Origin of the sequence: Winogradskyella ouciana, assembly GCF_965284585.1 — a bacterium.
Taxonomy (GTDB): Bacteria; Bacteroidota; Bacteroidia; order Flavobacteriales; family Flavobacteriaceae; genus Winogradskyella; species Winogradskyella ouciana.
The window spans coordinates 468,449-493,087 of sequence record NZ_OZ260095.1 but is presented as its reverse complement, the minus strand read 5'-3'; the positions used below and the strand labels follow the sequence as shown (position 1 = coordinate 493,087).

Sequence of the window (24,639 nt, the reverse complement as noted above, 5' to 3'; positions counted from 1 at the left end):
ATGGCAAAAGACAGTAGATTAATATTAGATCCGTTAACGGATAACAACCCAATAACCATTCAAGTACTTGGTATATGTTCTGCATTGGCGATTACTGCAGAACTGGAAGCCTCTATCGTAATGTCGATTTCGGTATTATTTGTATTGGGTGTTGGTAATGTGGTTGTGTCCTTAATGCGAAATATCATTCCTTCAAAAATTAGAATTATCGTTCAACTTATCGTTGTAGCGACATTGGTAATTATAGTAGACTTGGTGCTAAAAGCCTTTGCTTACGAATTGAGTAAAACACTTTCGGTCTTTGTCGGGTTAATTATTACCAACTGTATTATTATGGGTCGTTTTGAAGCGTTTGCTTTAGGTAACGGACCATGGAAGTCATTCCTAGACGGAATAGGTAACGCTTTAGGATACGGAGTTATTCTTATCATAGTGGGATTCTTTAGAGAGCTCTTAGGATCTGGAACTTTGTTAGGCTTTCCAGTATTAGGTGATCCAATTGAGAAGACTGGACTATACGCAATTGGATATGAGAATAACGGTTTTATGCTGTTATCTCCAATGGCACTTATTGTAGTAGGAATAATTATTTGGGTACAACGTACTAAAAACAAAGCATTAGTAGAAGACTAAAAATAGTAGACAGTAAAACAGTGCTCAGTTAGCAGTCAATGCTTAAACTGAAGACTGCAAACTGTAACTGAAGACTTAAAAAAAATGGAACACGTAGAATTATTTTTTAAATCGATATTTATAGATAATATGGTATTTGCCACGTTCTTAGGGATGTGTTCTTACCTTGCTGTATCTAAAAAAGTGTCAACCGCTGTTGGTCTTGGTGCTGCTGTAATTTTCGTATTGGCAATTACTGTACCGTTGAACTGGCTGTTAGATCAATATATATTACAACCAGGTGCATTATCATGGTTGGGAGATGAATATGCGAGCTATGACTTAAGCTTTTTATCATTCATTATGTTTATTGCAACCATTGCAACAATGGTACAGTTAGTAGAAATCGTAGTAGAGAAATTCTCTCCCTCGCTTTATAACTCTTTAGGTATCTTTTTACCGTTAATTGCAGTAAACTGTGCTATCTTAGGTGGTTCGTTATTTATGCAATCTAGAGAGATAGCATCTTTAGGGTTGGCTTTTAACTACGGTATTTCTTCAGGTATAGGATGGTTCTTGGCGATTTTATCAATTGCTGCTATTCGTGAGAAAATTAGATATAGTAATGTACCTCCTGCATTAAGAGGATTAGGTATTACATTTATCATTACAGGCTTAATGGCCATAGGTTTTATGAGTTTTGGAGGTATGTTGACTGGAGGTGATGAAGAAGCAACTCCAGAAGTGGAATCTGCTGCTATTGAAATGATAAAAGAAGATATTGAAAAAGAAGAAGCTAAACTTGAGTCTGACTTAGAAGTAGCTGAAAACACAAACAAGTAATAGGATAAGACAATGATATTAGCCGCAAGTACAATCGGAACAATAGTCGCAACTGTAACTGCCTTTTTAGTGGTGACCTTACTCTTAGTTGCTCTGTTATTATTTGTAAAACAAAAGTTATCGCCATCAGGTCCTGTAAAGATTTTGATTAATGGCGAGCGCGAAATAGAAGTAGCTTCAGGAAGTACACTTTTAAGTACTTTAGGAAACAATAAAGTATTCTTACCATCTGCTTGTGGTGGAGGCGGAACTTGTATTCAGTGCGAATGCCATGTTCTTGAAGGTGGAGGCGAAGCCTTACCAACAGAAACTCCACACTTCTCTAGAAAAGAGTTGAAAGAAGGAGCACGTTTAGCTTGTCAGGTAAAAGTGAAGCAGGATATGGAGATTACCATTCCTGAAGAAGTATTTGGTATTAAGAAATGGGAAGCAACTGTTGTAAGAAATTATAACGTGGCGTCATTTATAAAGGAATTTGTTGTTGAGATTCCTGAGGATATGGGTTATAAAGCTGGTGGTTACATTCAGATTGAAATTCCACCATGTGAAATTAAGTATGAAGATATAGACATTACTGCGCATCCAGAAGAGCATGAAACACCAGACAAGTTTCAGGCAGAGTGGGATAAGTTTGGGCTTTGGCCATTGGTAATGAAAAATACAGAAACAGTTGAAAGAGCATATTCTATGGCTTCTTACCCAGCTGAAGGTCGTGAGATTATGCTTAACGTACGTATTGCGACTCCACCATGGGATAGAGCTAAAAATGGATGGATGAATGTAAACCCAGGTGTGGCATCATCTTATATCTTTGCTCAAAAACCAGGTGATAAGGTGACTATTTCTGGACCTTACGGTGAATTCTTCATCAACGAGTCAGAAAGTGAGATGCTTTACGTTGGTGGTGGTGCAGGTATGGCGCCAATGCGTTCGCACTTATATCACTTATTTAAAACTTTAAAAACAGGACGCAAAGTTACTTATTGGTACGGAGGACGTTCTAAGCGTGAGTTGTTCTACATCGATCACTTTAGAGAATTAGAAAAGGACTTTCCTAACTTTAAATTCTATATGGCGCTTTCGGAGCCATTAGAAGAAGATAACTGGAAAGTGAAGAAAGATATTAATGACGAAGAAGGGGATGGTTTCGTCGGTTTCATTCACAATTGTGTTATAGATAATTATTTAAATCATCATGAAGCACCAGAAGATATTGAACTATACTTCTGTGGACCTCCATTGATGAACCAAGCGGTTCAGAAAATGGGTGAGGACTTCGGAATTCCTGATGAACATATTAGATTCGATGACTTTGGTGGCTAGTCGCTAAGCGACATTTGACAAATTTATACAAAGTCAAATTCAAAATTGTATTACAAACCAGTACTTATCAAAGTGCTGGTTTTGTTATTTAGAATTCACAACTTTCTAAAACCTGAGAGGTTACATTTCTTGGCTGGGCAACATGATGACCAAACAATTTAGAACAATCCATCACATTGTCAATATAATCTAGTTGGCATAAGGTTGCAACCACTTCACATAACCCATTAAATATTATGGTCTTGTCAATATAATCTGGTTTATGACAAAAATGTTTTCCTAGGCGGTAACCACAACCATTTAAAAATGACGCTTCAATTTTAAGAAGTTCTAAAGGTGAATAGCCATGGAATCTTCGACCTAAATTCTGGTGGACAAGACCAACATAGTTTAATTGAACCGAACCATGGATATCTGTCATGTGTCTCCAGCTATCTTTGTTATCTAAAATAGTTCCGATAGCACATCGATTGCAATCTTCAGGGTTTAAGGTTTCATTTTGAAAAGCGGTATAAAGCTTAGCAATGGCATTTTCAAATCGAATGGAAGTTTTCATAGTGTCTTCTTTTTCAATCTAAAAGATACAAAAAAAACTTATTTGTACTCCATGATGAGGAATACTGCAGTGGTTTTTCCAATGTTTAAAACTTCATGTTGAGTGATGGAATCATTTTTAAAGTTATAACCAGTAGGTACATTAACTTCTCGTGTACCAGTAGTATCTATAATTCTAAATTTTCCACCAGCAAGGGTATATCCAAAATGTGGATTGTGGTAATGTTTCTCATGCCCAACATTTGGAGGAAACGTACATTTTAAAACACGTAGTTCTTTATTTTCCTCCAATACTTCACAAACTGCTTGTCCATTCCAACCAGCTTCAAGAGGGTCTGGTAAATTGGTCTTGTTTTCGCAGTTGAAAGTGAATAGCAAAACAGAAACAAATAATAAAAATTTCAATCTCATAGTAATGCTAAAGTTACATAAATTCAAAATCTGTATAACAAAATCTAATTTTTATTCGTTTCAATAGACATGAAGAAAGTATTACTTCTATTATCGTTATTGATTGCAGCACTAGTTCTGGCCTTTCAATTAAAGCCTATTGAAACGTTGTTGATACTGTTGCTGCCATTGTAGAAACACCCAGTTTAATCAATAAGGATAGCCTGACGATTAAATCTAGAGTCAATATCCCAGAAGGTTATAAACGTGTAGCATATCCCAAGGGAAGCTTTGAAGATTACTTGAGACATTATAAACTCAAGCCGTTTGGAAGTAAGATTATCAACTATGATGATTCCGAATATTTTTGGCAAGGAGGTCATATTGGAGTGTTAGAGGTTCCTGTCCCCAAAAACGGACTACAGCAATGTGCTGATGCTTTAATTGGGATACGAAGTGAATATCTATGGGATAACAATAGAAAAGACGAGATAGGCTTTAATTTTACCTCAGGACATTATTGCTCTTGGCGAAAATATGCTGAAGGGTATCGTCCAAAGATAAATGGCAGTAAAGTTTCATTTCATAAAACCGCTAATGCAGACCATTCTAAAGACAATTTTTATAAGTATTTAAACTTAATCTATATGTATTCTGGTACATTATCACTTTTCAATGAATTGGAATCTGTTAAGGCAAAGGATTTAAAAATAGGAGATATGCTAATTAAAGGTGGAAGCCCTGGGCATATCGTAATACTTTGTGATGAGGTGGTTAACGATAATGGCGAAAAGTTGTTTTTACTGTTTCAAGGAAATACACCTGCGCAAAGCGTACATTTGGTTAAGAATCTAGAAGATGCTTTCATAACTCCATGGTATCAATTAGAAGATGATGCAGTGGTTCCTGTTTCAAACTACACGTTCAATAGTGCAAAATTTGTACGATTTAAATAGCTTCTTTGTATTTTTGCACCATGAGCAAGCCTCTTACACCTCAAGAAATACATAACCTCGCCATGAACCACGTAGGTAAGGATTTAGAATCCCGTGGTTTTGAGTTTGTTGCTATTAACAGTAAGCTAAAACGCCATCCGCAATTTGTGTGTATCGATAAGAATAGTCAATACTATTTTGTTGTGGTTAGAGCGGTCATTTTGCCAGAAAACCCAAATAACTATGATGTGGTTTGGATGGAAACCTTTAAAAAACACGCTTACGAAAAAGATGCCAAGGTTTTATATGCTGGTGTTGGTTTAGGCAATCCCAAAGGTGAAGATTTACCCATTTATTTAAATGAAGAATATTTAATTGAGTACAATGGCATACAAGTCATTGAAATGAATTTGAATTAATATCAATGTCAGACTGAGCGCCTGTCTGCCGAACAGGCAAGCAGTCGAAGTCAAAATTTACCGTATGAAATCCCATAATGGGCATTTGGCGGACAGTGGGCAATGCCAACCGGCATAATTAAACAATAGAAAAGTGATTGTTGCAAAAATTTAAATGGATGAAAAAAATTGTGTTTTTAATTCTGATGGCTTTGTTAAGTCTTTCTTGTAAACAAAAACCAGAACTGATAAAACTGTCAGGCCCAGTTTTTGGAACCACTTTTAACATACAATATCATGATGAGGTCGATATTAATTATATGCAAGACATCGATAGTCTTTTCAATGTGGTGAATCAATCGCTTTCAACCTATATTCCAGATTCTGATATTTCTAGGTTAAACCGAAATGAAATTGTTGAAGTAGATCAACATTTTATTAAAGTTTTAAAATCCTCTAAAACGATTTACCGAGAAACGGAAGGTGTCTTTGATCCAACTATAGGGAATGTAGTCAACGCATGGAATTTTGGTGCTGAAACCAATAAATTTTTAACGGACAGCACAACTATTGATAGTTTAATGCAATTTGTCGGCTTCAATAAAGTATCATTAATTAATGATGCCATCAATAAACCAAACTCTACTTATTTGGAATTTAATGCCATAGCTAAAGGTTATGGAGTAGATGTTGTTGCAGAATATTTAGAGGAAAAGCAAGTCGCTAATTATTTGGTTGAAATTGGTGGTGAAATCAGAGTGAAAGGACGTAATATTGAAAAGAAGTCACCTTGGAAAGTAGGACTGGACGAGCCGCGTTTTGATGGAGAACAATCCGTTTATAAGGCCATTACTTTAAAAGATGAAGCCATGGCAACATCAGGAACGTACCGAAAGTTTAAAATTGACGAAAATGGTAATCGCTATGCACACATCATAAACACCAAAACGGGTTATCCCACAAAAACCAATGTTTTAAGCGTTTCGGTAATAGCACAAGATTGTATGACGGCAGATGCGTATGCGACGGCTTTTCAAGCAATGGGAATTGATAAAGTTACCGAGTTTTTAAAAACACATCCTGAGTTAAAAGCGTTTTTTATTTTTGAAGGAGATAACAAAGAATTACAAACTTTGAGTTTAAATAACTTCCCTGATTAGTTATTACTTATAAACAACTGGGATAATCTCACCTTTTGCTAATCTGTATTTGTCAATTTCATCCTCTGAAAGCTGAGATGTAAAATCAACCTCTTCAACCTTAAATCCAACGGACCGAAGTTTATCAAAATAATCTCTTCCATAAACACGAACATGATCGTACTGACCGAAGATTTTAGCGCGCTCAGCTTTATCGGTAATGGAGTCGTCTTCAAATGTAACTTCTCGAGAAAGATCTTGTGGGATTTGAAAAATTCCCCATCCATTTGGTTTCATAACACGGTATAATTCTTGCATAGCTTTAGTATCATCTGGGATGTGCTCTAATACATGATTGCAAAGAATAACATCATAGCTATTATCTTCAAAAGGTAAATCGCAAATATCAGCTTTTACGTCTGCAATCGGAGACAATAAATCTGTTGTGGTGTAATCTAGATTGTTTAATTTTTTAAAACGGTTTAAAAAGCATTGCTCTGGCGCGAAATGCAGCACTTTTAAATTATCAGAAAAGAAGTTGGTTTCATTCTTTAGGTATAGCCAAAGCAACCGATGCCTTTCTAACGAAAGGGTAGAAGGAGACAGTATGTTTGGTCTTTGTTTTTCGTACCCATAAGGTAAAAAGGTTCTAAAGCTTTTACCGTCTATAGGATCTGAGTACTTTCTGCCCTTTAAAAAGAATTCTAATAAGGGTTTGATTATGTAGCTTAACCTTATTAGAAGTGGACGAGGGAAAAGGTTTAATAAAAATTTGAAAACTGATTTCATTCAACTTAGATTTCTGACACGGATTTCACAGATTTACACAGGATTATTTTAAAGTATTACTCTTCGATGTTTAAGACTGTCTTCTCCAAAATTAATTAACAATCCAAGTTTTAGTTTAGAAACTGCTAGATAATTTAGAGTTTGTTTAATGTGTGAGTCAGTTAAGCAGCTAACAGCTTTAATTTCTAAAACAATTTTTTCATCTATAATAAAATCGGCTTTATACTTATGGCGTAAAATATTGCCTTTATATTCAATTCCGTATTTAATTTCTCTTGAATAGTTGACGTTATTATCAATAAACTCAATTTCTAAGGCATCACCATAAACAGCTTCATTAAATCCTTTTCCTAATTGACGATGCACTTCCATACAGATCCCGATAATTTTATAAGTATCTTCATTGTAAAGTAAATTACTCATAAGTTTATTTCAATTTTTGAGAATCTGTGCTAATCCGTGAAATTCGTGTTAAAATAGGCTTAGTTAAAGTGTCAGAGCCTCCTTGCGAAATTCATCTTCTTCGTTAGAAGTAATTCCTAAAGCGTCATGCACATAAGCAAATGTTGAAAGAATTTCTGGCTGACCGTCTACAATAGCCACATCGTGCTCAAAGTGAACACTTGGTTTTCCGTCTTGGGTAACGATAGTCCAGCCGTCTTTAAGCTGTTTCACTTTATGCGTTCCCATATTTATCATAGGTTCTATAGCAACGACCATCCCTTCTATGAATTTTTTACCTCTACCACGTCTACCGTAGTTTGGCATTTCAGGATCTTCGTGCATCTTACGACCAATACCATGACCGACCAATTCTCTCACTACACCATAACCTTCAGCTTCACAATATTGCTGAATGGCGTAACCCACATCACCAACGCGATTCCCAACTTTTAGTTGTTTTATACCAACATATAAAGACTCTTTGGTTGTTTGGATTAATTTTTTAGTGGCTTCATTGACATTGCCAATTTCAAAGGTGTATGCATGGTCTCCATAAAACCCATTCATTAAAGCTCCACAGTCTATAGAAACAATATCACCATCTTTTAAAGGTACATCTGTTGGTAATCCATGCACCACGGCTTCATTAACACTGCATAACAAAGTCGAAGGGCAGTCGTATAAGCCTTTGAAACCTGGCAGAGCACCATGATCTCTAATAAATTCTTCGGCAATGGTATCTAAGTGATTAGTGGTAACTCCCTCTTTAACTTCTTTGGCTAACATGCCTAAGGTCTTAGATACAATTAGTGCGCTTTGACGCATTAATTCAATTTCCTCTAATGTCTTTACAATAATCATAAGGGTTTAATAATTTAGGTCTATTAAAACTGCCACCACTTTTTCTTTGCCGTTTTTATATCTGGCTTTTCATTGGTTATCATTTGATAAATTTCTCCCCAACCGAGAATGCCACCAATATTTCTATCATCTATAAAAAGGTCTGCATGAATTTTACGACTTCGGCTGTAATCAAATTTCTCTTCAGGGAAACTAGCATTTACAGCATAAAACTCAATGCCATTTTCTTTACAGAAATCAACGGCTTCTTGCAATTTTGTTCCGCTTCTATAGGTCCAGAGAATAAGCCTATGACCATCTTCTTGCAAGCGTTTTAAGGTTTCGAAAGCAAAAATGCGCGCTTTACCAATTTTTGGATAGGCATCTTCTACAATTGTACCATCAAAATCTACTGCAATAATTAATCTGTCTTGAAAATTCATGCTATCAATTCAATTATTGGGCAAAGGTACAACTTTAAGGAGTTTATACAAGGCTATGTTGTGTCATAGCTTCTGGTTTTGGTATTCCTATTAACTTTAGAATTGTTGGAGCAATATCTCCTAGGATACCATCCTTTATTTTATTTAAATCTTTATCGATTAAAATAATAGGAACAGGATTCGTTGTATGTGCAGTATGAGGTGTGCCATCAGGATTAATCATGGTTTCGCAATTGCCATGATCGGCAATTAAAATTGTGGTGTAGTCATTTTCTAGTGCTGTAGTAACCACATCTTTTACACATACGTCAACAGCTTCACAAGCTTTAATTGCGGCTTCCATTACACCTGTATGGCCAACCATATCTCCGTTAGCGAAGTTTAAGCATACAAAATCAGTGTCGCCCTTCTGTAATTTTGGTATTAGAGCGTCACGTAATTCATAAGCACTCATTTCTGGTTTTAAATCGTAAGTGGCAACTTTAGGTGAGTTTCTTAGGATTCTTGTTTCTCCTTTAAAGGGTTCTTCCTGTCCACCAGAAAAGAAAAATGTAACGTGTGGATATTTTTCGGTTTCAGCGATTCTTATCTGTTTTTTATTATGCTTTTCTAGGACTTCTCCAAGTGTGTCTGAAAGGTTGTCTTTATTAAAGACTACATTAATGCCTTCAAAATTATCATCGTAATTGGTTAAGGTTACATAATGAAGGTTGAGCTTATGCATATTATACTCATGAAAATCCTCCTGAGACAAAGCCTGTGTTAATTGACGACCTCGATCTGTTCTAAAATTGAAAAAAATGACCACATCACCTTCTTCTACTTTAGCTACAGGATTTTTGTTATCATCAGAAATGACTAAAGGTTTAAGAAATTCGTCAGTGATATTTTCTTCATAATTATTTTGAATAGATTTTAATATGTTATCAGTCGATTCTCCTTGGCCGTTAACAATAGCATCATAAGCTAGCTTTACACGTTCCCAACGTTTATCTCTGTCCATAGCATAATAACGACCTGTTACGGTTGCTAGTTTTCCTGTAGTTTTTTTAAGATGTTCTTCTAATTCTAAAATAAAACCATATCCAGATTTTGGGTCAACATCTCTGCCATCCGTAAACGCATGTACAAAAACATCTTCTAGCCCATAATCATTGGCAGCATCCAAAAGCCCAAAAAGATGATTGATATGTGAATGCACTCCACCATCACTAACCAAACCCAAAAAGTGTACTTTCTTATTATTGACTTTAGCATATTGAAAAGCATTCTTTAAAACCTGTTCCTCTTGAAGTGTTTTATCTTTCACGGCCAGATTAATCTTTACCAAATCTTGATAGACGATTCTTCCGGCACCTAAATTCATGTGGCCAACCTCACTGTTTCCCATTTGCCCTTCTGGTAAGCCAACATGCAATCCATCGGTACGTAAACTAGCACTCGGGTATTTGGTATAAAGTGAATCTATAAATGGAGTATCTGCATTATCTATGGCCGAAACTTTAGGGTCTGGTGATTTTCCCCAGCCATCTAAAATCATTAAAATAACCTTCTTGTTCATGGAATAGTGTTTAATGCGTTCAAAGATAAGATATAGAATAGTACATCAAATTTTGAAATCTATAAAATTTGGTTTGTTATTAATTTTTTAAATATTAAAACGCTGATTGTTAAGATGGAATAAAGTTTTGTGAAACCCTTAACAGATTTGTTTTCAAAACGTTAAATGTATGTTATATAACTTTTTTTAGTGTAACAATTTAGAAATTTAGTCGTCTCTTTAGTATATCAAAAAACAAATCAATTAAATTTTAAAATCTTTCATCATGAAAAAATCAGCAGTAGTTTTAGCCTTAGCATTGGGCTTTTCAATCAGTAATTTAAATGCAACAAACGATCTTTTAACTTCTGATACTAAAGAAGTAACTGTAAAAACTGTAGAGGTAAGCCCTCTATGTAAAGCCGTAGCAACTGGCAACATTGAACTTGCAAAAACTCTAATTAAGCAAGGAGCGGATGTTAATGCCAAATCAAATGGTATGCGACCAATCCATTATGCAGCTAAGTACAACCGTGTAGAATTAATAAAAGTATTGGTAACAGCTGGTGCAGATGTTCATTCTACCTGTGATCTAGGGTACACAGCTTTAGGGCATGCAAAAAAATCTAAAGCAACTGATGCGGCACAGTTTTTGAAACGCTTTAAAAAGAAAACAGTCTAATTAAAGACAATTATTTGAGTTAGTTAATTATAAAATGCGTCTTATCTTATTAAGACGCATTTTTATATTTTCTAATGGCTTCCCTTATTTTTTCTATTCTGTTTTCAGGGTCTGGATGTGTGCTTTGAAATTCTGGAACTCTATTTGGCCCAGCAGCATCCTTTAAAATTTTCATAACACCTATCATTTCTTCAGGATTGTAACCAGCCTCTAACATAAAATAAACACCCAATTCATCACTTTCTAATTCATCACCTCTACCATTTTTCAATAACTGACCCTGACCAATTTGCTGTGCTACACCACCCATATCAATGGCAGAACTTCCCATAGCCAAAACTTTCCAAAAGTTGGCATCCGTAATACGTTCGTTAGAGTGCTTGCCTAATACATGACCAATTTCGTGTCCAAGTACTCCGGCTAATTGATCTTCATTCTGTAGTTTAGAAAACAAAGCATATGTAATAAAAATTTGACCGCCAGGAAGTGCAAAGGCATTAATAGTTCTTTCATCAGCTAATAGATGGAATTCGTATTTGTAAGGCGTGTCTTTGGCTATGCTGCTGTTTACTAACTTATTACCGACATTGTCCACAGTTGCTTGGTATCTGTTGTCTGGGTGTAAACCTCCGTGTTGCTGTGCCATACCAGGTGCACTTTGTAAGCCAATGGCTATTTCTTCTTGTGGCGATAATGAAATAGCTTGTTTCTTACCTGTATATGGATTAATTTCTTCTTGACTACATTTTCTTAGATAAGCAAAAGCAGCTATTGCTATAAAAATTAATATGCGGACTTTAAAATTGCCTCTTCTCATAGAGATAGTGTTAGTGAGTTAAATTTACAAAAGTTTGACACAATATTTTCGAAAAAGTCATTGGTTTGTATTCAAAATTTAAAAAGTTTTACTTTTATAGTCATAAATTTTAACGATGAGTTATCAATTCAAAATTATATCTAATGAGAATTTAGGTAGTGTGATTCCATTAGTTTTTGAGCTTAACGAGGGCAGAGTAAGTAAAGCGGTTTTAAAATCTCGTTTTGATGAAATGAAACTTCAAAATTATGAATGTGCAGTGATTTTTGATGCTGATGATATTATTGGTGTTTCTGGCTTATGGTTCTCTACACGTCATTATTCGGGTAAATCTGTAGAATTAGATCATGTTTATATTAAACCCGAGTACAGAAACAAAGGTATCGGTAAACAATTTATGGACTGGATTTATGCTTATGTGAAAGAAAAGGGATGTAATTCTATGGAACTAAATACTTATGTTCAAAATTATCCTTCGCATAAGTTCTACTATAATGAAGGTTACGAAATTTGGGGCTATCATTTCTTTAAGAATATCTAAACTTATTTTAAAAACCCTAAATCAGAATCTGTTGGTAACTCATAAGGTGTTTTACCATATTCAAATATCCTAGCCTCTAGTGATCCTTTTAAAGTCAAACGATTATTTTTAACCTCAATCCAACTACCTTCTCTAAGTCCAATCACAGGTTGCGTGTTAAATGCATGAAATTCCTTAATTCGTGTTTCTCTAGTTTCTCCCATGTGTGTACTATTCGGAATTGGATCTAAATAGTGAGGATTAATATTAAAAGGTACCAATGCAAGCGTTTTAAAACTCGGAGGATAGACAATGGGCATATCATTAGTGGTGTTGATGGTTAAGCCACAAATATTGCTTCCTGCACTGGTGCCTAAATAAGGCACACCATTATTTATAGCATCTTTAATTGACATTAAAACATCATTTTTGTACAATTGATTAACTAATACAAAGGTGTTTCCTCCACCAGTAAAAATACCTTGGGCGTTTCTAATAGCTGTTTTTGGGTCGTCATATTCATGTAGACCTCTTACCGATTTACCAATGGACTTAAAAGCCTTAGCTGCGGTTTTGGTATAATCATCGTGAGATGTGCCACCTGGTCTGGCGTAAGGAATAAATAAAATTTCTTTAGCAGATTTAAAATGAATTTTGAGTTCGTCCAAAAGGTATTCTAAATATCCACTACCATGAACTGTGGAAGTACTTGCAATTATAATTGATTTCAAAATCTAATGTTTTAGTAAAAATAAAAGTTATAACTTACATAATTCAAGATTAAACATTAGATTTTAAAATGAGGATTTAACAAAGATTTATCAGCGCTTTTTTATGAGAAGTCAAGAATATCAACGAAATTTATAAGTCAATACAACCAACATGAAAAAAATAACCATCATAATATTTACTCTTTTTGCTTTATCGATCTATGCTCAAGACACTGGTAGAATAGAAGTTAACGGTAGAATAATTGTCTCGTCTGAAGATAAAGAAGGTGTAGCAGTTTTCAACACGTCTTCTAATAAAGGTACTGTTACGGATGAAAATGGGGAGTTTAAGATTAAGGTGGCATTAAACGATATTGTTGAATTTGGTGCACTTCAGTTTAAAGATTTTACGATCAATATTTCTGAAGACGTTATTAAATCCAAAAAACTAACCGTTATTCTTGTAGAGGAAGTTAATAAACTAGATGAAGTGGTTATTTTGCCTTTTGGTTTAACAGGAAATTTAAATACCGATTTAGAAAATGTGAGAACCTATAACGTAAGCTTAGATTATGTTTATTTTGGTTTAGACCATATTGAGGATTTTGAGTTTTCAGCAGATTATAAGACCAAAGTAGAAAATGTTGCATTTAATGAATACAATCCAGAAGTAAGGCACATGCTCAACGTGGTTAACTTAGCTGGTTTTATTGTAAGTCAAGTTGTAGATCTTAATGACGATGAGACAAAGGCAAAAGAAGAAAAAACTATAGAAAAAACACCTTTTAAAGAAGCTTTAGATAAGTATAGTATTAATTATATCCACACCAATTTCAATATTCCTCTAGAACAAGTAGAAGCTTTTATCGATTATGTCGAAAAACAAGGCGTAGATGAAACCTTATTGGAAGAAGATAAAGAAATGCAATTTTTAGAGCGTTTAACTCAATTAAGTAAATCTTTCCTAAAAGAAAAAAGTGAAGAAGATTAATTTACTTTTCTGCCTTATTGCTTTGCTTTCCACCTTATTGTTGCAAGCTCAGCGAAAGGAAATCAACGGACAACTTCTTGCAAATGATGACGTTGAAGGCATACATATATTAAATAAAACAGCTGCTAAATTTGCTATTTCTAAAGCTGACGGGAGTTTTACTATACTTGCCAAGTCTCAAGACACTTTAATTGTTTCAAGTATAAAATACGAAACCAAAGAAGTGATTGTTACTGAGTTTGAAGAAGAGTACGGAACACTTTCTGTTGAACTAACGGAATTAGTGAATGCTTTGGATAAAGTTATTGTGGGTAAGATTTTAACAGGAAGCCTACAATCTGATTTAGAAAACTCTGATGCCAAAACTGAAATCAATTTTTACGATTTAGGAATACCAGGCAATACAAAATTGCCATTAACACAAAACGAACGTAAACTGCACGATGCAGACGCAGGCTCTTGGGGCTACATCGGCTTAGGTTTTGGAGTTAATTTCCATAAGCTTTTAAATGAGATTAGTGGAAGAACAAAAAAACTGAAAGCCATAGTAGAACTAGATGATAGAGATAAATGTATTAATAGGTTAAGGGCTGATTATGAATCGATAATTTTTGAAAAGGACTCATTACCCGAAAATTTAAAAACCGAATATTTCTTGTTCTCACAAGAAGACGAAAATTTTTTGAAGTTGTGTGAAGAAAAGAACGAAATAAAACTGCTTGAGTTTCTTCAACAAAAATTAAAAGCTTATAGAGAGAATAGAGAAGAAGTAGATAAAGATTAACTTTGGAACACTTTTTGGATTTAGCTGAACAACCTTAGAATTAAAACCATGAAATTAATACAGATTGTAATTGCTTTTGTAATAGCTCCATTATTTGTATCTAACAATGTGAAGCACGAATATTATGTAAGTGTCACAAAAATTGAATACGCAGAAGAGCAGCAGTCCCTTCAAATTATAAGCCAGATTTTTATTGATGATTTTGAAGAGCTACTGAAGATGCGTTACGATGAAGAGATAAAGCTTGCTCCAGATAGTGATTCTAAAATGATAGACAATTACATGAAACGCTATTTGTCAGATAAGTTAGAAATAAAGGTCAACGGAAACCCAGTGAAATTTAATTTTATAGGTAAAGAATATAAAGATGATATTACCTATTGCTACCTAGAAATCGAAAACGTTTCAAACATTAAATCTATGGAAGTTGTCAATAGGGTCTTATTCGATAAATTTTCAGATCAGCAGAATATCGTTAGGCTTAAGTTGTTAGGGAAAAACAGAAGCTTTTTGCTGATTCCAGATAATGATAAATGCATGTTAAACTTTGATTAAAAATCTGTTAATACAATCTTAAATCATTATTTTAGGCATCATTTTTTAAAAACACTATATCATAATGAAGATTTTCAAGTTTTTCTTGTGTGCTTTGCTTTTTACTTCAGCAAGCACTTATGCTCAAAACGAAATAAAACCAGAGCGTCAACCAGGTCATACCAACCAAAACAAATTCAAACAACTCTACGATGAGTTTGCTACACCAAACATGTTCAGAACAGGTTCTGGTGCACCAGGTCCGGCATATTACCAACAGCAAGCAGATTACAAAATGGATATCGAAATCGACGATGTAAATGCAAGGTTATATGGTGACGAAACAATTACTTACACCAACAATTCGCCAGACGAGTTAAAATATCTTTGGGTGCAATTAGACCAAAATATGCGTGCGAGAGACTCTAAAACACCATTGATTAACAGTTCTGGTATTGGTCCTGCAACTTCGGCTTCAAGAGCTACAAGATCATATTTAAAAGAAAGCTTCGATGGAGGTTTTAATATTGAGCATGTAAAAGATGTAAATGGTAAAGATTTGCCTCATACCATTAATCGTACTATGATGCGAGTAGAACTGCCTAAGCCAATGAAAACAGGAGATAAATTTTCATTCAAGATAAAATGGTGGTACAACATCAATGATCACGTTAAAGATGGTGGTCGTTCTGGTTATGAATACTTTGAAGAAAACGATAACAGAATATATGTTATGGCACAATTCTATCCTCGTATGGCTGTGTACAACGATGTAGAAGGATGGCAAAATTCTCAATTTTGGGGACGTGATGAGTTTGCGTTACCATTTGGTGATTTTGATGTAAACATCACAGTGCCAGCAGATCACATTTTAGATGGTACAGGTTATTTAACCAATAGAGAAGAAGTCTATACAAAAGAAATGATGAAGCGATACAATCAAGCTAAAAAGTCTTATGACAAGCCAGTTATGATTGTAACACAAGAGGAAGCAGAGAAAACGGAAAAGACAAAAAGTAACAAGAAAAAGACTTGGAAACTTTCTGCACAAATGGTACGTGATTTTGGTTTTGCTACATCTCGTAAATTTCTATGGGATATGATGGCTGTGAAGATTGGAGACAGAGATGTTATGGCTGTTTCTATGTATTCTAAAGAAGGAAACCCATTATGGGAGCAGTGGTCAACTTATGCCGTTGCTAGTACTTTAAAATCGTATTCTCGTATGACATTCGATTATCCTTATCACAAGGCAATTTCGGTACATGCACCAATGGGAATGGAATATCCAATGATTTGTTACAATTTTGGTCGCCCTGATAAAGATGGTAACTATTCAGATAGAACTAAATACGGAATGATCAGCGTAATTATTCATGAGGTTGGACACAACTTTTTCCCAATGATCGTAAATAGTGATGAGCGTCAATGGACATGGATGGACGAAGGATTAAACACTTTTGTACAGTATGTAGCCGAGCAAGATTTTGGTGAGTGGTATCCAACAGCGTTATCACCAGGTCATGATAAATACCCATCACGTAGAGGGCCTGCCAAAAACATTGTAAGATATATGGGAGGTAACCAAGATTTTATTGCGCCCATTATGACCAAAGGTTTAAATACCTACCAATTTGGTAGTAATGCGTACAGTAAGCCTGCCACAGGTCTTAATATCTTAAGAGAAACTATAATGGGTAGAGATTTATTCGATTATTCATTTAGAGAATATGCTAACCGTTGGATGTTTAAGCACCCAACACCTGAGGATTTTTTCCGTACCATGGAAGATGCTTCAGCCGTTGATTTAGATTGGTTCTGGAGAGGGTGGTTCTATACTACAGACTATACTGATATTGGAATTAAGGAAGTAAAAAAATATGCAGTTACCAGTAACCCTAATGAAAATGGGAGAAAGTTGGCTGAGCGCTTCAATATGGATCCTAACGCCCTAGTTTATTTCATAGGTGAAGGCGAAGAAGGTTATGACGAAGCTATGAATAATGGTACATCGATTGAGGATTTACCTACAGTAAAGGAATACATAATGGATAACTTTACTCCTGAGGAACAAAAAAACCTAAAGAAATCTCCAAAGTATTTCTATCAAGTTACTTTTGATAAACCAGGTGGTTTGGTAATGCCTTTAATCGTAGAGTATGAATATGCAGATGGTTCTAAAGAGAAAGTGACTTATCCAGCTCAAATTTGGAGACTGAATGATAAGGAGGTAAGCAGAGCTGTAGCTACCGATAAGGAAATAGTAGCAATTACTGTTGACCCTGACTTAGAAACTGCAGATGTAGATACTTCTAACAATTCTTGGCCACGTGAGGTAGAACAAAGTGATTTTGATAAGTTCAAGGATAAAGTAAAGAATTAATTGAGATAATAACGTAATATTAAGCCGACTTTAACGAGTCGGCTTTTTTTATTAACTAAAGTCACTCTATATTTGCACTGTGATAAAATTAACTACATTATTATTCATTGGAGGTACTGAAATAGTTTTTATACTATTTATAGTGGTATTGGTTTTTGGTGCAGATAAATTACCAGAAGTGGCTAGAGGCCTTGGTAAAGGTATGCGTACTTTAAAAGATGCAACCAATGATATTAAACATGAAGTCACCAAAAGTGCTAAAGAAAGCAACATCATAGACTCTGATGTAGCTAAGGAGGTTCAGGAAGAAATCAAAAAGGCCAAAGACGATTTAGAAGATTTTACTGGCTCACTTAAAAGAAAAATGTAGATTTAGATTTTTCTACTAATTGTCAAACCATCTCTTATTGGCAAAACAACAGTTTCAATTCTGTCATCGTTTTTTAGTAGTGTATTATAATCCAAAACAGCTTTAGTGGATTTATCTCTGTCCTCTAATGGTTCTACTACTTTCCCATGCCATAAGACGTTATCTGAAAGAATAACTCCACCAGAATTCAACTTATCGATTACTAAATGAAAGTAACCACTGTAGTTAGGTTTATCGGCATCTATAAATACCAAATCAAACATCTTATCTATAGTTGGGATTATATCTAAGGCATTCCCTGTATGTTGAAAAATTTGATCCCCAAAACCTGATTTGTCAAAATACTTACGTTGAAAGTCCACTAGTTCTTCATTGATGTCAATGGTATGTATTTCTCCGCTCTTTTGAAGACCTTCGGCCAAACATAAAGTAGAATAGCCAGTGAAAGTACCTAATTCTAGTATGTTTTTAGGACTTATCAATTTTGAAATCATGCTCAAAACCCTTCCTTGATAAGGGCCACTGAGCATAATCGGTTGTAAGACTTTTTGATACGTTTCTCTGGTTAATTGTTGTAAAAGCCTTGGTTCTTGTTCAGAGTGTGCAACAATATAATTGTCTAATTTTTCAGGCAAGAAATTCATTATGACAATATACGTTTAACCAATTTTTCTTTGGCAATCTGGTCTTCACCACACAACCACTGTATGACATTATCCTCCCAAATTGTATCACGTTCATCTTCTGTAATAATTTTTCGTTCTATAGCCAAGTCTAAAATCTTACCTGGATAAGACGATTGTTTTTCACTTTCCATTTCTCCCAAAGGATAAGGGTCATCTAGTCCCATTAGGACTTGTTTATACCCTTGATTTTTAATAAGTAATTCTAAACCACCTGTATCATGTACCAAAGTATCAAAGAATATATTCTTATGCCCTACGGCTTTTCTTGGATGGCTTTTACCTTCAAATAAATCTGGTCTACCATCAAACCCTTGTATTCGTCTCCCTAAATTAATCTGAGCCAATTGCCCTCCATGCGCAAAGCAAGTTCTCATATTAGGATATTTGTCCTGGTAGCCGTTGAGAGTTAAAAAATGGTAAGCATCTGCACACTGGGCCAACATCCATATCAAATGAAAACGCCAAGATGTGTTTTCTAATTTTATAAATTTCTCACCATCATATGGGTGAATTTCAATCGCAAGATTATACTTGTTTGCCAATTCAAAAATTGGTTCATTTTCTTCGTCAAAAATACAACGCCAAGTACCAATGGTATCCATATAATGTGTTGGTAAACATAAGAGTTGCATGCCCAATTCTTCTACACAGCGCTCAATTTCCCAACAAGCACCACGTACAAATCCGGGATGCACTACAAAACCACAAGTAAATTTGCTAGGGTTCTCATGCTGTACTTTAGCGTTAAAATCATTCTGAAAACGTAAAGCTTGTTTCATTTCCTCAACACGTAACCCATTTCCATAAAGTTGAGACAGGTTTAAAACCACGGCATGATCTATTTTAAAGCGTTCCATCCAAGCTAATTTTTCATTTAAGAAAAAACTCGAATCTGTGATTGGTCTGTTCCAATCTTTTTGAAGCATATATTTTCGGTCTTTGTCTACCCAAAAAATCCCTTTATCTTTCATAAACTGAGGAATCTCCTCAGGATAGGGTAGTAAGTGGGAGTGACCATTTATACGTAGTTTTCGTTTACTCATATTTATTACTATTTCGAGGCATTTGCCTCGGCAACATCTTTAAGTTTTAATTAGATTCTTAGAGTGCTCTGTATGGCACATTAGTCAATCTGTACTTTCTTAGGTGGTTGCATTACCTCACCACAATTTGGGCAACTGCGTTTGTCTTTATCACCATAGTATGCATCAAAGATTTTTGGCATATCCGTTTCAATATTATCAAGTGTAAAATCTTCTTCGTACAATTTTGTTGTACAATTTTCACAGAACCAAAGTAGAGCATCTTGCACACCTTTTTCTCTTGGGTATTCTATAACCAGACCAACTGTATTTGCACCACGTTGAGGTGAATGTGGTATTTTAGGAGGTAGTAGAAAAATATCACCTTCTTTAATATGAATATCTTTTGGAGTGCCTTTGTCAATTACCTTTAAAACAATATCGCCTTCAACTTGATAGAAGAATTCTGGCGTCTCGTTGTAGTGGTAATCTTTTCTACTATTCGGTCCACCTACCACCATAACAATAAAATCTCCGCCTTTCCAAACAACTTTGTTACCAACAGGTGGTTTTAACAGGTGACGGTTTTCTTCGATCCATTCTTTAAAGTTTATTGGAGGATATAATTTACTCATGATAAAAAGCCCTTCCTAGCCTTCCCAAAGGGAAGGAACTCTTACTCGGGTGGATAAGAGTAATTTGTTAAAAAATACAATTTAAGCTTAAAGATAATAATATTCGAGCAACTTTTCCCTTCTCTTTCAGAATGGTTAAGGATGGGCTATAGACTTTTTGTACGTCCACCATCCACAGGAAGATTTATTCCGTTAATGTAGGCTGCACGTGCACTAGCTAAAAATGTAATGGCATCTGCCAATTCTTCAGGCTTGGCAAAGCGTTTTGCAGGTACCGCATTTTTCATAGCGTTTGCTGCTGCCTCCTCTGTGTTGCCTGTTTTTGCAGATTTGTTTTTAATGATTTCGGTCAATCGCTCTGTACCTGTAGCGCCAGGCAATACATTGTTTACTGTGATTCCGAATTGTCCTAATTCATTGGCTAATGTTTTACTCCAATTGGCAACAGCACCACGAATGGTATTACTTACACCAAGACCGTCTAAAGGTTGTTTAACAGAAGTTGAGATCACATTAATTATTCTTCCATAACCTTCCTCTTTCATAAAAGGAACAATAGTTTGTGCTAACACATGATTGCATTTTAAGTGTTGCGTAAATGCGCTCTCAAACTCTTCTACTTTAGCTGAAAACACAGGCCCACCAGCTGGTCCGCCAGTATTGTTAACCAAAATATGGAAACCGTGATTATCTTTAATATAGATTTCAACTTTTTGTTGAAGTTCCTTTGGGTTTGAGAAATCAGCAACGATATAATCGTGATTACGATGTTGAGGCAATTCAGCTAATGTGGCCTTTAACTTTTCTTCATTTCTGGCAATTAAAGTCACGTTTGTCCCTTCTTCAGCTAAGGCTATAGCAGTGGCTTTTCCTATTCCAGCTGTACTTCCGCAGACTAATGCGTATTTGTTGTTTAGATTTAAGTTCATTTATTTAGTGAATTTAAAACTGTTAAGTATTTTACTCGCATCCTCAATGTATTTGTCATATTCTGCCTCAGTAGAGGAGAAGGTTAAGACATAAGCTATCCTATCTTTTACAGCAAATAGTTGATTGAATTGCAATACCATGCCATTTCCAAAATCAGCAGACCAAACTATATTTGTAGCGTCTACATCACCTATACTTACTGGCAGTGCACTTATCATTTTGGCAGTAGGTATTTTTTCTTTAACTTGGTCTAATACTAACTTCGTATATTCATCCAAGGTATAATCTGCCATACTGAGTGCTTCAACAGTCAAATTAATACTTTCTCTATAACGATCTTCCTTTTGAGATTCTTCAGGGCTATAAAGCATAAATGCTACCGTGGGTTGAGGGTTTTGGTCGCTATATTCCCAATCCGAAGGGTAATTAATAGAATAATTATCTTTAGCGAAAGTTTGCCAATCGTCTTGGGCAAATAATGAGGTTGATACAAATATGAATAAGAGTGTAAGTATTTTGATTTTCATAACGTTTTAGATTTGTTTTATAAGATATTGAAACGAATTCGAAATAAGAACTTATTGTTAATATTTAATACATACATTTTTAGGTTCGGTGAAAAAGCGTAAAGCTTCAAAACCACCTTCACGACCTACACCAGATGCTTTTACACCTCCAAAAGGTGTTCGTAAATCGCGCATCATCCAAGTGTTGACCCATACAATTCCTGCTTGTAGTTCGTTACTCATTCGCATGGTACGTTTTAAGTTATTGGTCCAAAGCGTGGCTGATAAACCGTACTTTACTTTGTTTGCCATTTCCAGGACTTCATCTTCAGTATTAAATGGCATTATTGTGACTACTGGCCCGAAAATTTCTTCTTGATTGACACGACATTTATCATTTGGGACTTCAATGACTGTTGGTTCTAAGTAATAACCGTTTTCATAACCTTCAATGGTTACTTCATTTCCACCACTAAGCACAGTTCCATTTTCTTGTTTTGCAATTTCGATATACGCTTTTACTTTTTCTAAATGTGGTTTTGAAACTAATGCACCAATATTGGTATCACTTTCTGACGGGTGACCAACTTTAAGCGTTTTTACTTTTTCTACAAAGTCTTTTTTGAACTTATCGTAAATGGAAGCTTCTATAAAAATACGACTGCCGCACAGACAGATTTGTCCTTGATTAGCAAAAGAAGACCGAACCGTAGTATTCAGCATATCGTCATAATCACAGTCGGCAAAAATGATATTTGGGTTTTTCCCACCGAGTTCTAAAGACAATTTTTTGAACATTGGCGCTGCTACTTTGGCGATATGTGCACCAGTTGCTGTTCCGCCAGTAAAAGAAATGGCTTTAATATCTGGATGTTCTATGATCGCTTGGCCAGTAGTGGTGCCTAATCCATGAACGATATTCAATACTCCTTTCGGTAAACCTGCTTCATTACATATTTCACCTAAAAGGTAGGCGGTCATGGGTGTTACTTCACTGGGTTTGGCAACGACGCAGTTTCCTGCTGCGATGGCTGGTGCAATTTTCCATGTAAACAAGTAGAGTGGAAGATTCCATGGGCTTATACAGCCTACAACCCCAATGGGTTGACGTAAAGTATAGTTGATAGCGTTTTGCCCAACGGATTCATGACTTTCACTTGCAAATTGTGTAATGGCATTTCCGAAAAAACGGAAGTTACTTGCTGCTCTTGGGATATCCACAGCTTTAGCTAGTGAAACAGGTTTGCCATTATCCTTACTTTCGGCTTCTGCAAATCGTTGTAAGTTGGCTTCTAGTAATTCTGAAATTTTAATTAGAATTCTACTGCGTTCCTCTAATGTGGTTTCACTCCAACTCGGAAAAGCTGATTTTGCAGCTTTATAAGCGTTTTCCACATCGTCCTTTGAAGAATTAGGTATTTGCCCATAGACTTCTCCGTTTGAAGGATTAAAGTTGTCAATCCAGTTATCTTGAGTTGGATTATGAAAGTTGCCGTTTATGTAATTTTTAATGTTCAAGTTCTATTAATATAAAGAATCAATTTGTTTTATGTTGTAATCAAACATTTCAGTAAGCTCACGTTCGTACCAATAGAGGTCTGTCATTGTCATTCCGATCGAGGTCATAATTCTTTTGAATTGACTATAATCCGTAAAATCGGCATTAAAGAATATTTGAGTTGCTTGGGTTCCGAACGCGTTATAACTATCTTGATAAGTATACAATGCATTAAGAGATTTTAATAGTTCTGGATGAATTTCTTTACCGACGCCAGATTGAATACTGGTTTGAAATGCCGCGTTCTGCAATCGTGGTGTTTGCATACCTCTCCAAAAGCTCAATGTGTTATCAATATTCTCTTCATTTTTTGGTGTATCCATAGCATCAATCGAATCTCTAACCATTATGTGATAGTCTTTGACTCTATTAATACTTTGTTTGTTAGTCATAATTTCATCCTTGAGCATATTGATTGACGTACTGACATTTTTCTCAATTTTCTTTTCCTCGTTTTTGTTTTGAAGATAAAGCGCAAGTAAAATACCTACTACAATTAAGACGATTTCTCCAATAGCATAGAGTAGGTAACTTAAGAAGCTCTTTTTCTTAAACATGTCTTTTCTTATTTTTCGGAATAAGTTTATCATTCATTCTGTCTAAAAGCCACTACTTTAATCTCCACCACTAAATCCGGATGCGGTAATTGGTGTACAGCAACTGTTGTTCTGGTTGGTCCTGTTTCCTTCTCAAAAAATTCAGCATAGGCTCTGTTGTAATCTGCAAAATCATTCATGTTGACTAAAAACGACGTTACATCCACCACATCTTTTAAAGAGGCTCCGACTTTAGCTAAATTCTTTTCTATATTTTTTATGACTTCTTGGGTTTGGGTATAAGCATTTAGCTTTTTAGTTCCCATTTCGTCTATAATATCAACACCAGCAATACTGTTATCTGGTCGTCGCGAACTTGTGCCAGAAACGAATATGAAATCTCCGACTTGTTTTACGTGTGGGTATGCTCCTCTTGGTGTTACTCTAGTTCCTGCGGAAGCAGGAATCTCATCTTTTGTATTACTCATAATTTTCTTTTTTCTCTGTTCATTTTGTCTTGATACACTACTGGATTTAAAACACTGTTTTAAATGAAAGTATATTGCGCAGCAAAACCAAAAAATCACAATCAAAATTAGGAAATTGCTAAAGCACCATTCGCTTCCGGAATTCCGTGCTTGAAGCTGTGCTTCGCATCTACATTCCTTCGCTCTTTATTTCTGAATTTTGATGTTTCCGAATTCTTCGGAATCTGGGGCTTGAA

General features: G+C 35.3%; 30 protein-coding genes. 13 read left to right on the top strand and 17 right to left on the bottom strand.

What is annotated here, in order from left to right:
- The 3 genes from ACQ65V_RS02250 (at position 1) to nqrF (ending at position 2,778) form a co-directional block, all read left to right on the top strand.
- A complete protein-coding gene (locus ACQ65V_RS02250) occupies positions 1-633 on the top strand; it encodes an NADH:ubiquinone reductase (Na(+)-transporting) subunit D (RefSeq protein WP_273288727.1) in 633 nt (210 codons plus the stop codon).
- 84 nt (positions 634-717) lie between these two features.
- The gene (gene nqrE / locus ACQ65V_RS02245; RefSeq protein WP_430466706.1) at positions 718-1,455 is read left to right on the top strand and encodes an NADH:ubiquinone reductase (Na(+)-transporting) subunit E; all 738 of its coding nucleotides are present in this window, start codon (positions 718-720) and stop codon (positions 1,453-1,455) included.
- A 12-nt stretch (positions 1,456-1,467) separates the two neighbouring features.
- Positions 1,468-2,778 carry an NADH:ubiquinone reductase (Na(+)-transporting) subunit F gene (gene nqrF, locus ACQ65V_RS02240; RefSeq protein WP_412560049.1) on the top strand — a complete coding sequence of 437 codons (1,311 nt, stop codon included), beginning with the start codon at positions 1,468-1,470 and terminating at the stop codon, positions 2,776-2,778.
- Positions 2,779-2,866: 88 nt separating this feature from the next.
- On the opposite strand, the gene ACQ65V_RS02235 is transcribed toward nqrF, so the two are convergent.
- Together ACQ65V_RS02235 and ACQ65V_RS02230 are read right to left on the bottom strand one after the other, a co-directional pair.
- The gene (locus tag ACQ65V_RS02235) at positions 2,867-3,334 is read right to left on the bottom strand and encodes a Na(+)-translocating NADH-quinone reductase subunit F (protein WP_430466705.1); all 468 of its coding nucleotides are present in this window, start codon (positions 3,332-3,334) and stop codon (positions 2,867-2,869) included.
- Positions 3,335-3,372: 38 nt separating this feature from the next.
- Positions 3,373-3,744: a cupin domain-containing protein gene (locus ACQ65V_RS02230; protein ID WP_430466704.1), complete on the bottom strand. Its 372-nt coding sequence runs from the start codon at positions 3,742-3,744 to the stop codon at positions 3,373-3,375.
- A gap of 167 nt (positions 3,745-3,911) precedes the next feature.
- Between ACQ65V_RS02230 and ACQ65V_RS02225 the strand changes: the two genes are divergently transcribed.
- The 3 genes from ACQ65V_RS02225 (at position 3,912) to ACQ65V_RS02215 (ending at position 6,216) form a co-directional block, all read left to right on the top strand.
- On the top strand, positions 3,912-4,679 hold the full coding sequence (locus ACQ65V_RS02225) for a DUF4846 domain-containing protein (RefSeq protein WP_430468610.1): 768 nt from the start codon (positions 3,912-3,914) through the stop codon (positions 4,677-4,679).
- 20 nt (positions 4,680-4,699) lie between these two features.
- Positions 4,700-5,077, top strand: a complete 378-nt coding sequence (locus ACQ65V_RS02220) for a Na(+)-translocating NADH-quinone reductase subunit F (protein ID WP_155088411.1) — start codon at positions 4,700-4,702, stop codon at positions 5,075-5,077.
- Between the two features lie 158 nt (positions 5,078-5,235).
- Positions 5,236-6,216 (top strand): FAD:protein FMN transferase, encoded by a 981-nt coding sequence (locus ACQ65V_RS02215; protein WP_430466703.1) that lies wholly within the window; start codon positions 5,236-5,238, stop codon positions 6,214-6,216.
- Between the two features lie 3 nt (positions 6,217-6,219).
- Here ACQ65V_RS02215 and ACQ65V_RS02210 read toward each other — a convergent pair whose 3' ends face one another.
- The 5 genes from ACQ65V_RS02210 to gpmI form a co-directional block, all read right to left on the bottom strand.
- Positions 6,220-6,984, bottom strand: coding sequence for a class I SAM-dependent methyltransferase (locus ACQ65V_RS02210; RefSeq protein WP_430466702.1), 765 nt, complete (start codon positions 6,982-6,984; stop codon positions 6,220-6,222).
- Positions 6,985-7,032: 48 nt separating this feature from the next.
- Entirely contained in the window at positions 7,033-7,407 is a 375-nt protein-coding gene (locus ACQ65V_RS02205) for a GxxExxY protein (protein WP_412560055.1), read from the bottom strand.
- Positions 7,408-7,470: 63 nt separating this feature from the next.
- Positions 7,471-8,289 carry a type I methionyl aminopeptidase gene (gene map, locus ACQ65V_RS02200; protein WP_430466701.1) on the bottom strand — a complete coding sequence of 273 codons (819 nt, stop codon included), beginning with the start codon at positions 8,287-8,289 and terminating at the stop codon, positions 7,471-7,473.
- 23 nt (positions 8,290-8,312) lie between these two features.
- Positions 8,313-8,711, bottom strand: coding sequence for a BT0820 family HAD-type phosphatase (locus tag ACQ65V_RS02195; protein ID WP_430466700.1), 399 nt, complete (start codon positions 8,709-8,711; stop codon positions 8,313-8,315).
- Positions 8,712-8,754: 43 nt separating this feature from the next.
- Complete coding sequence (gene gpmI / locus ACQ65V_RS02190) at positions 8,755-10,272, bottom strand: 2,3-bisphosphoglycerate-independent phosphoglycerate mutase (protein WP_430466699.1); 1,518 nt, start codon at positions 10,270-10,272, stop codon at positions 8,755-8,757.
- A 265-nt stretch (positions 10,273-10,537) separates the two neighbouring features.
- Here gpmI and ACQ65V_RS02185 point away from each other — a divergent pair, with 265 nt between their 5' ends.
- The gene (locus ACQ65V_RS02185; RefSeq protein WP_412560059.1) at positions 10,538-10,933 is read left to right on the top strand and encodes an ankyrin repeat domain-containing protein; all 396 of its coding nucleotides are present in this window, start codon (positions 10,538-10,540) and stop codon (positions 10,931-10,933) included.
- A gap of 49 nt (positions 10,934-10,982) precedes the next feature.
- Here ACQ65V_RS02185 and ACQ65V_RS02180 read toward each other — a convergent pair whose 3' ends face one another.
- A complete protein-coding gene (locus tag ACQ65V_RS02180; protein WP_273288738.1) occupies positions 10,983-11,750 on the bottom strand; it encodes a M48 family metalloprotease in 768 nt (255 codons plus the stop codon).
- Positions 11,751-11,865: 115 nt separating this feature from the next.
- Here ACQ65V_RS02180 and ACQ65V_RS02175 point away from each other — a divergent pair, with 115 nt between their 5' ends.
- On the top strand, positions 11,866-12,291 hold the full coding sequence (locus ACQ65V_RS02175; protein WP_430466698.1) for a GNAT family N-acetyltransferase: 426 nt from the start codon (positions 11,866-11,868) through the stop codon (positions 12,289-12,291).
- 2 nt (positions 12,292-12,293) lie between these two features.
- Here ACQ65V_RS02175 and pepE read toward each other — a convergent pair whose 3' ends face one another.
- Entirely contained in the window at positions 12,294-13,001 is a 708-nt protein-coding gene (gene pepE / locus ACQ65V_RS02170) for a dipeptidase PepE (RefSeq protein ID WP_273288740.1), read from the bottom strand.
- Between the two features lie 151 nt (positions 13,002-13,152).
- On the opposite strand from pepE, the gene ACQ65V_RS02165 reads away from it, so the two are divergent.
- From ACQ65V_RS02165 to ACQ65V_RS02145, 5 genes are all read left to right on the top strand, one after another.
- Positions 13,153-13,971, top strand: a complete 819-nt coding sequence (locus ACQ65V_RS02165; RefSeq protein WP_430466697.1) for a carboxypeptidase-like regulatory domain-containing protein — start codon at positions 13,153-13,155, stop codon at positions 13,969-13,971.
- Positions 13,958-14,755: a hypothetical protein gene (locus ACQ65V_RS02160; protein WP_430466696.1), complete on the top strand. Its 798-nt coding sequence runs from the start codon at positions 13,958-13,960 to the stop codon at positions 14,753-14,755. The genes ACQ65V_RS02165 and ACQ65V_RS02160 overlap by 14 nt, the downstream gene beginning before the upstream one ends.
- 48 nt (positions 14,756-14,803) lie before the next feature.
- Complete coding sequence (locus ACQ65V_RS02155) at positions 14,804-15,310, top strand: DUF6702 family protein (protein WP_430466695.1); 507 nt, start codon at positions 14,804-14,806, stop codon at positions 15,308-15,310.
- 64 nt (positions 15,311-15,374) lie between these two features.
- Complete coding sequence (locus tag ACQ65V_RS02150; RefSeq protein WP_412560065.1) at positions 15,375-17,672, top strand: M1 family metallopeptidase; 2,298 nt, start codon at positions 15,375-15,377, stop codon at positions 17,670-17,672.
- Positions 17,673-17,751: 79 nt separating this feature from the next.
- Complete coding sequence (locus ACQ65V_RS02145) at positions 17,752-18,042, top strand: Sec-independent protein translocase subunit TatA/TatB (RefSeq protein ID WP_162306913.1); 291 nt, start codon at positions 17,752-17,754, stop codon at positions 18,040-18,042.
- 2 nt (positions 18,043-18,044) lie between these two features.
- Here ACQ65V_RS02145 and ACQ65V_RS02140 read toward each other — a convergent pair whose 3' ends face one another.
- The 8 genes from ACQ65V_RS02140 to ACQ65V_RS02105 form a co-directional block, all read right to left on the bottom strand.
- Positions 18,045-18,686 carry an O-methyltransferase gene (locus ACQ65V_RS02140; protein ID WP_430466694.1) on the bottom strand — a complete coding sequence of 214 codons (642 nt, stop codon included), beginning with the start codon at positions 18,684-18,686 and terminating at the stop codon, positions 18,045-18,047.
- Entirely contained in the window at positions 18,686-19,771 is a 1,086-nt protein-coding gene (locus ACQ65V_RS02135) for an amidohydrolase family protein (protein ID WP_430466693.1), read from the bottom strand. Before ACQ65V_RS02135 ends, ACQ65V_RS02140 begins: the two co-directional genes overlap by 1 nt.
- A gap of 80 nt (positions 19,772-19,851) precedes the next feature.
- Positions 19,852-20,385: a 3-hydroxyanthranilate 3,4-dioxygenase gene (locus ACQ65V_RS02130; protein ID WP_430466692.1), complete on the bottom strand. Its 534-nt coding sequence runs from the start codon at positions 20,383-20,385 to the stop codon at positions 19,852-19,854.
- A 146-nt stretch (positions 20,386-20,531) separates the two neighbouring features.
- The gene (locus tag ACQ65V_RS02125; protein ID WP_430466691.1) at positions 20,532-21,314 is read right to left on the bottom strand and encodes an SDR family oxidoreductase; all 783 of its coding nucleotides are present in this window, start codon (positions 21,312-21,314) and stop codon (positions 20,532-20,534) included.
- On the bottom strand, positions 21,315-21,842 hold the full coding sequence (locus ACQ65V_RS02120) for a PsbP-related protein (RefSeq protein WP_430466690.1): 528 nt from the start codon (positions 21,840-21,842) through the stop codon (positions 21,315-21,317). It abuts the gene before it with no gap.
- A 57-nt stretch (positions 21,843-21,899) separates the two neighbouring features.
- Positions 21,900-23,339 (bottom strand): aldehyde dehydrogenase, encoded by a 1,440-nt coding sequence (locus ACQ65V_RS02115; RefSeq protein WP_430466689.1) that lies wholly within the window; start codon positions 23,337-23,339, stop codon positions 21,900-21,902.
- Between the two features lie 6 nt (positions 23,340-23,345).
- A complete protein-coding gene (locus ACQ65V_RS02110; RefSeq protein ID WP_430466688.1) occupies positions 23,346-23,969 on the bottom strand; it encodes a hypothetical protein in 624 nt (207 codons plus the stop codon).
- Positions 23,966-24,403, bottom strand: a complete 438-nt coding sequence (locus ACQ65V_RS02105; protein ID WP_430466687.1) for a RidA family protein — start codon at positions 24,401-24,403, stop codon at positions 23,966-23,968. Before ACQ65V_RS02105 ends, ACQ65V_RS02110 begins: the two co-directional genes overlap by 4 nt.
- Positions 24,404-24,639: the final 236 nt, after the last annotated feature.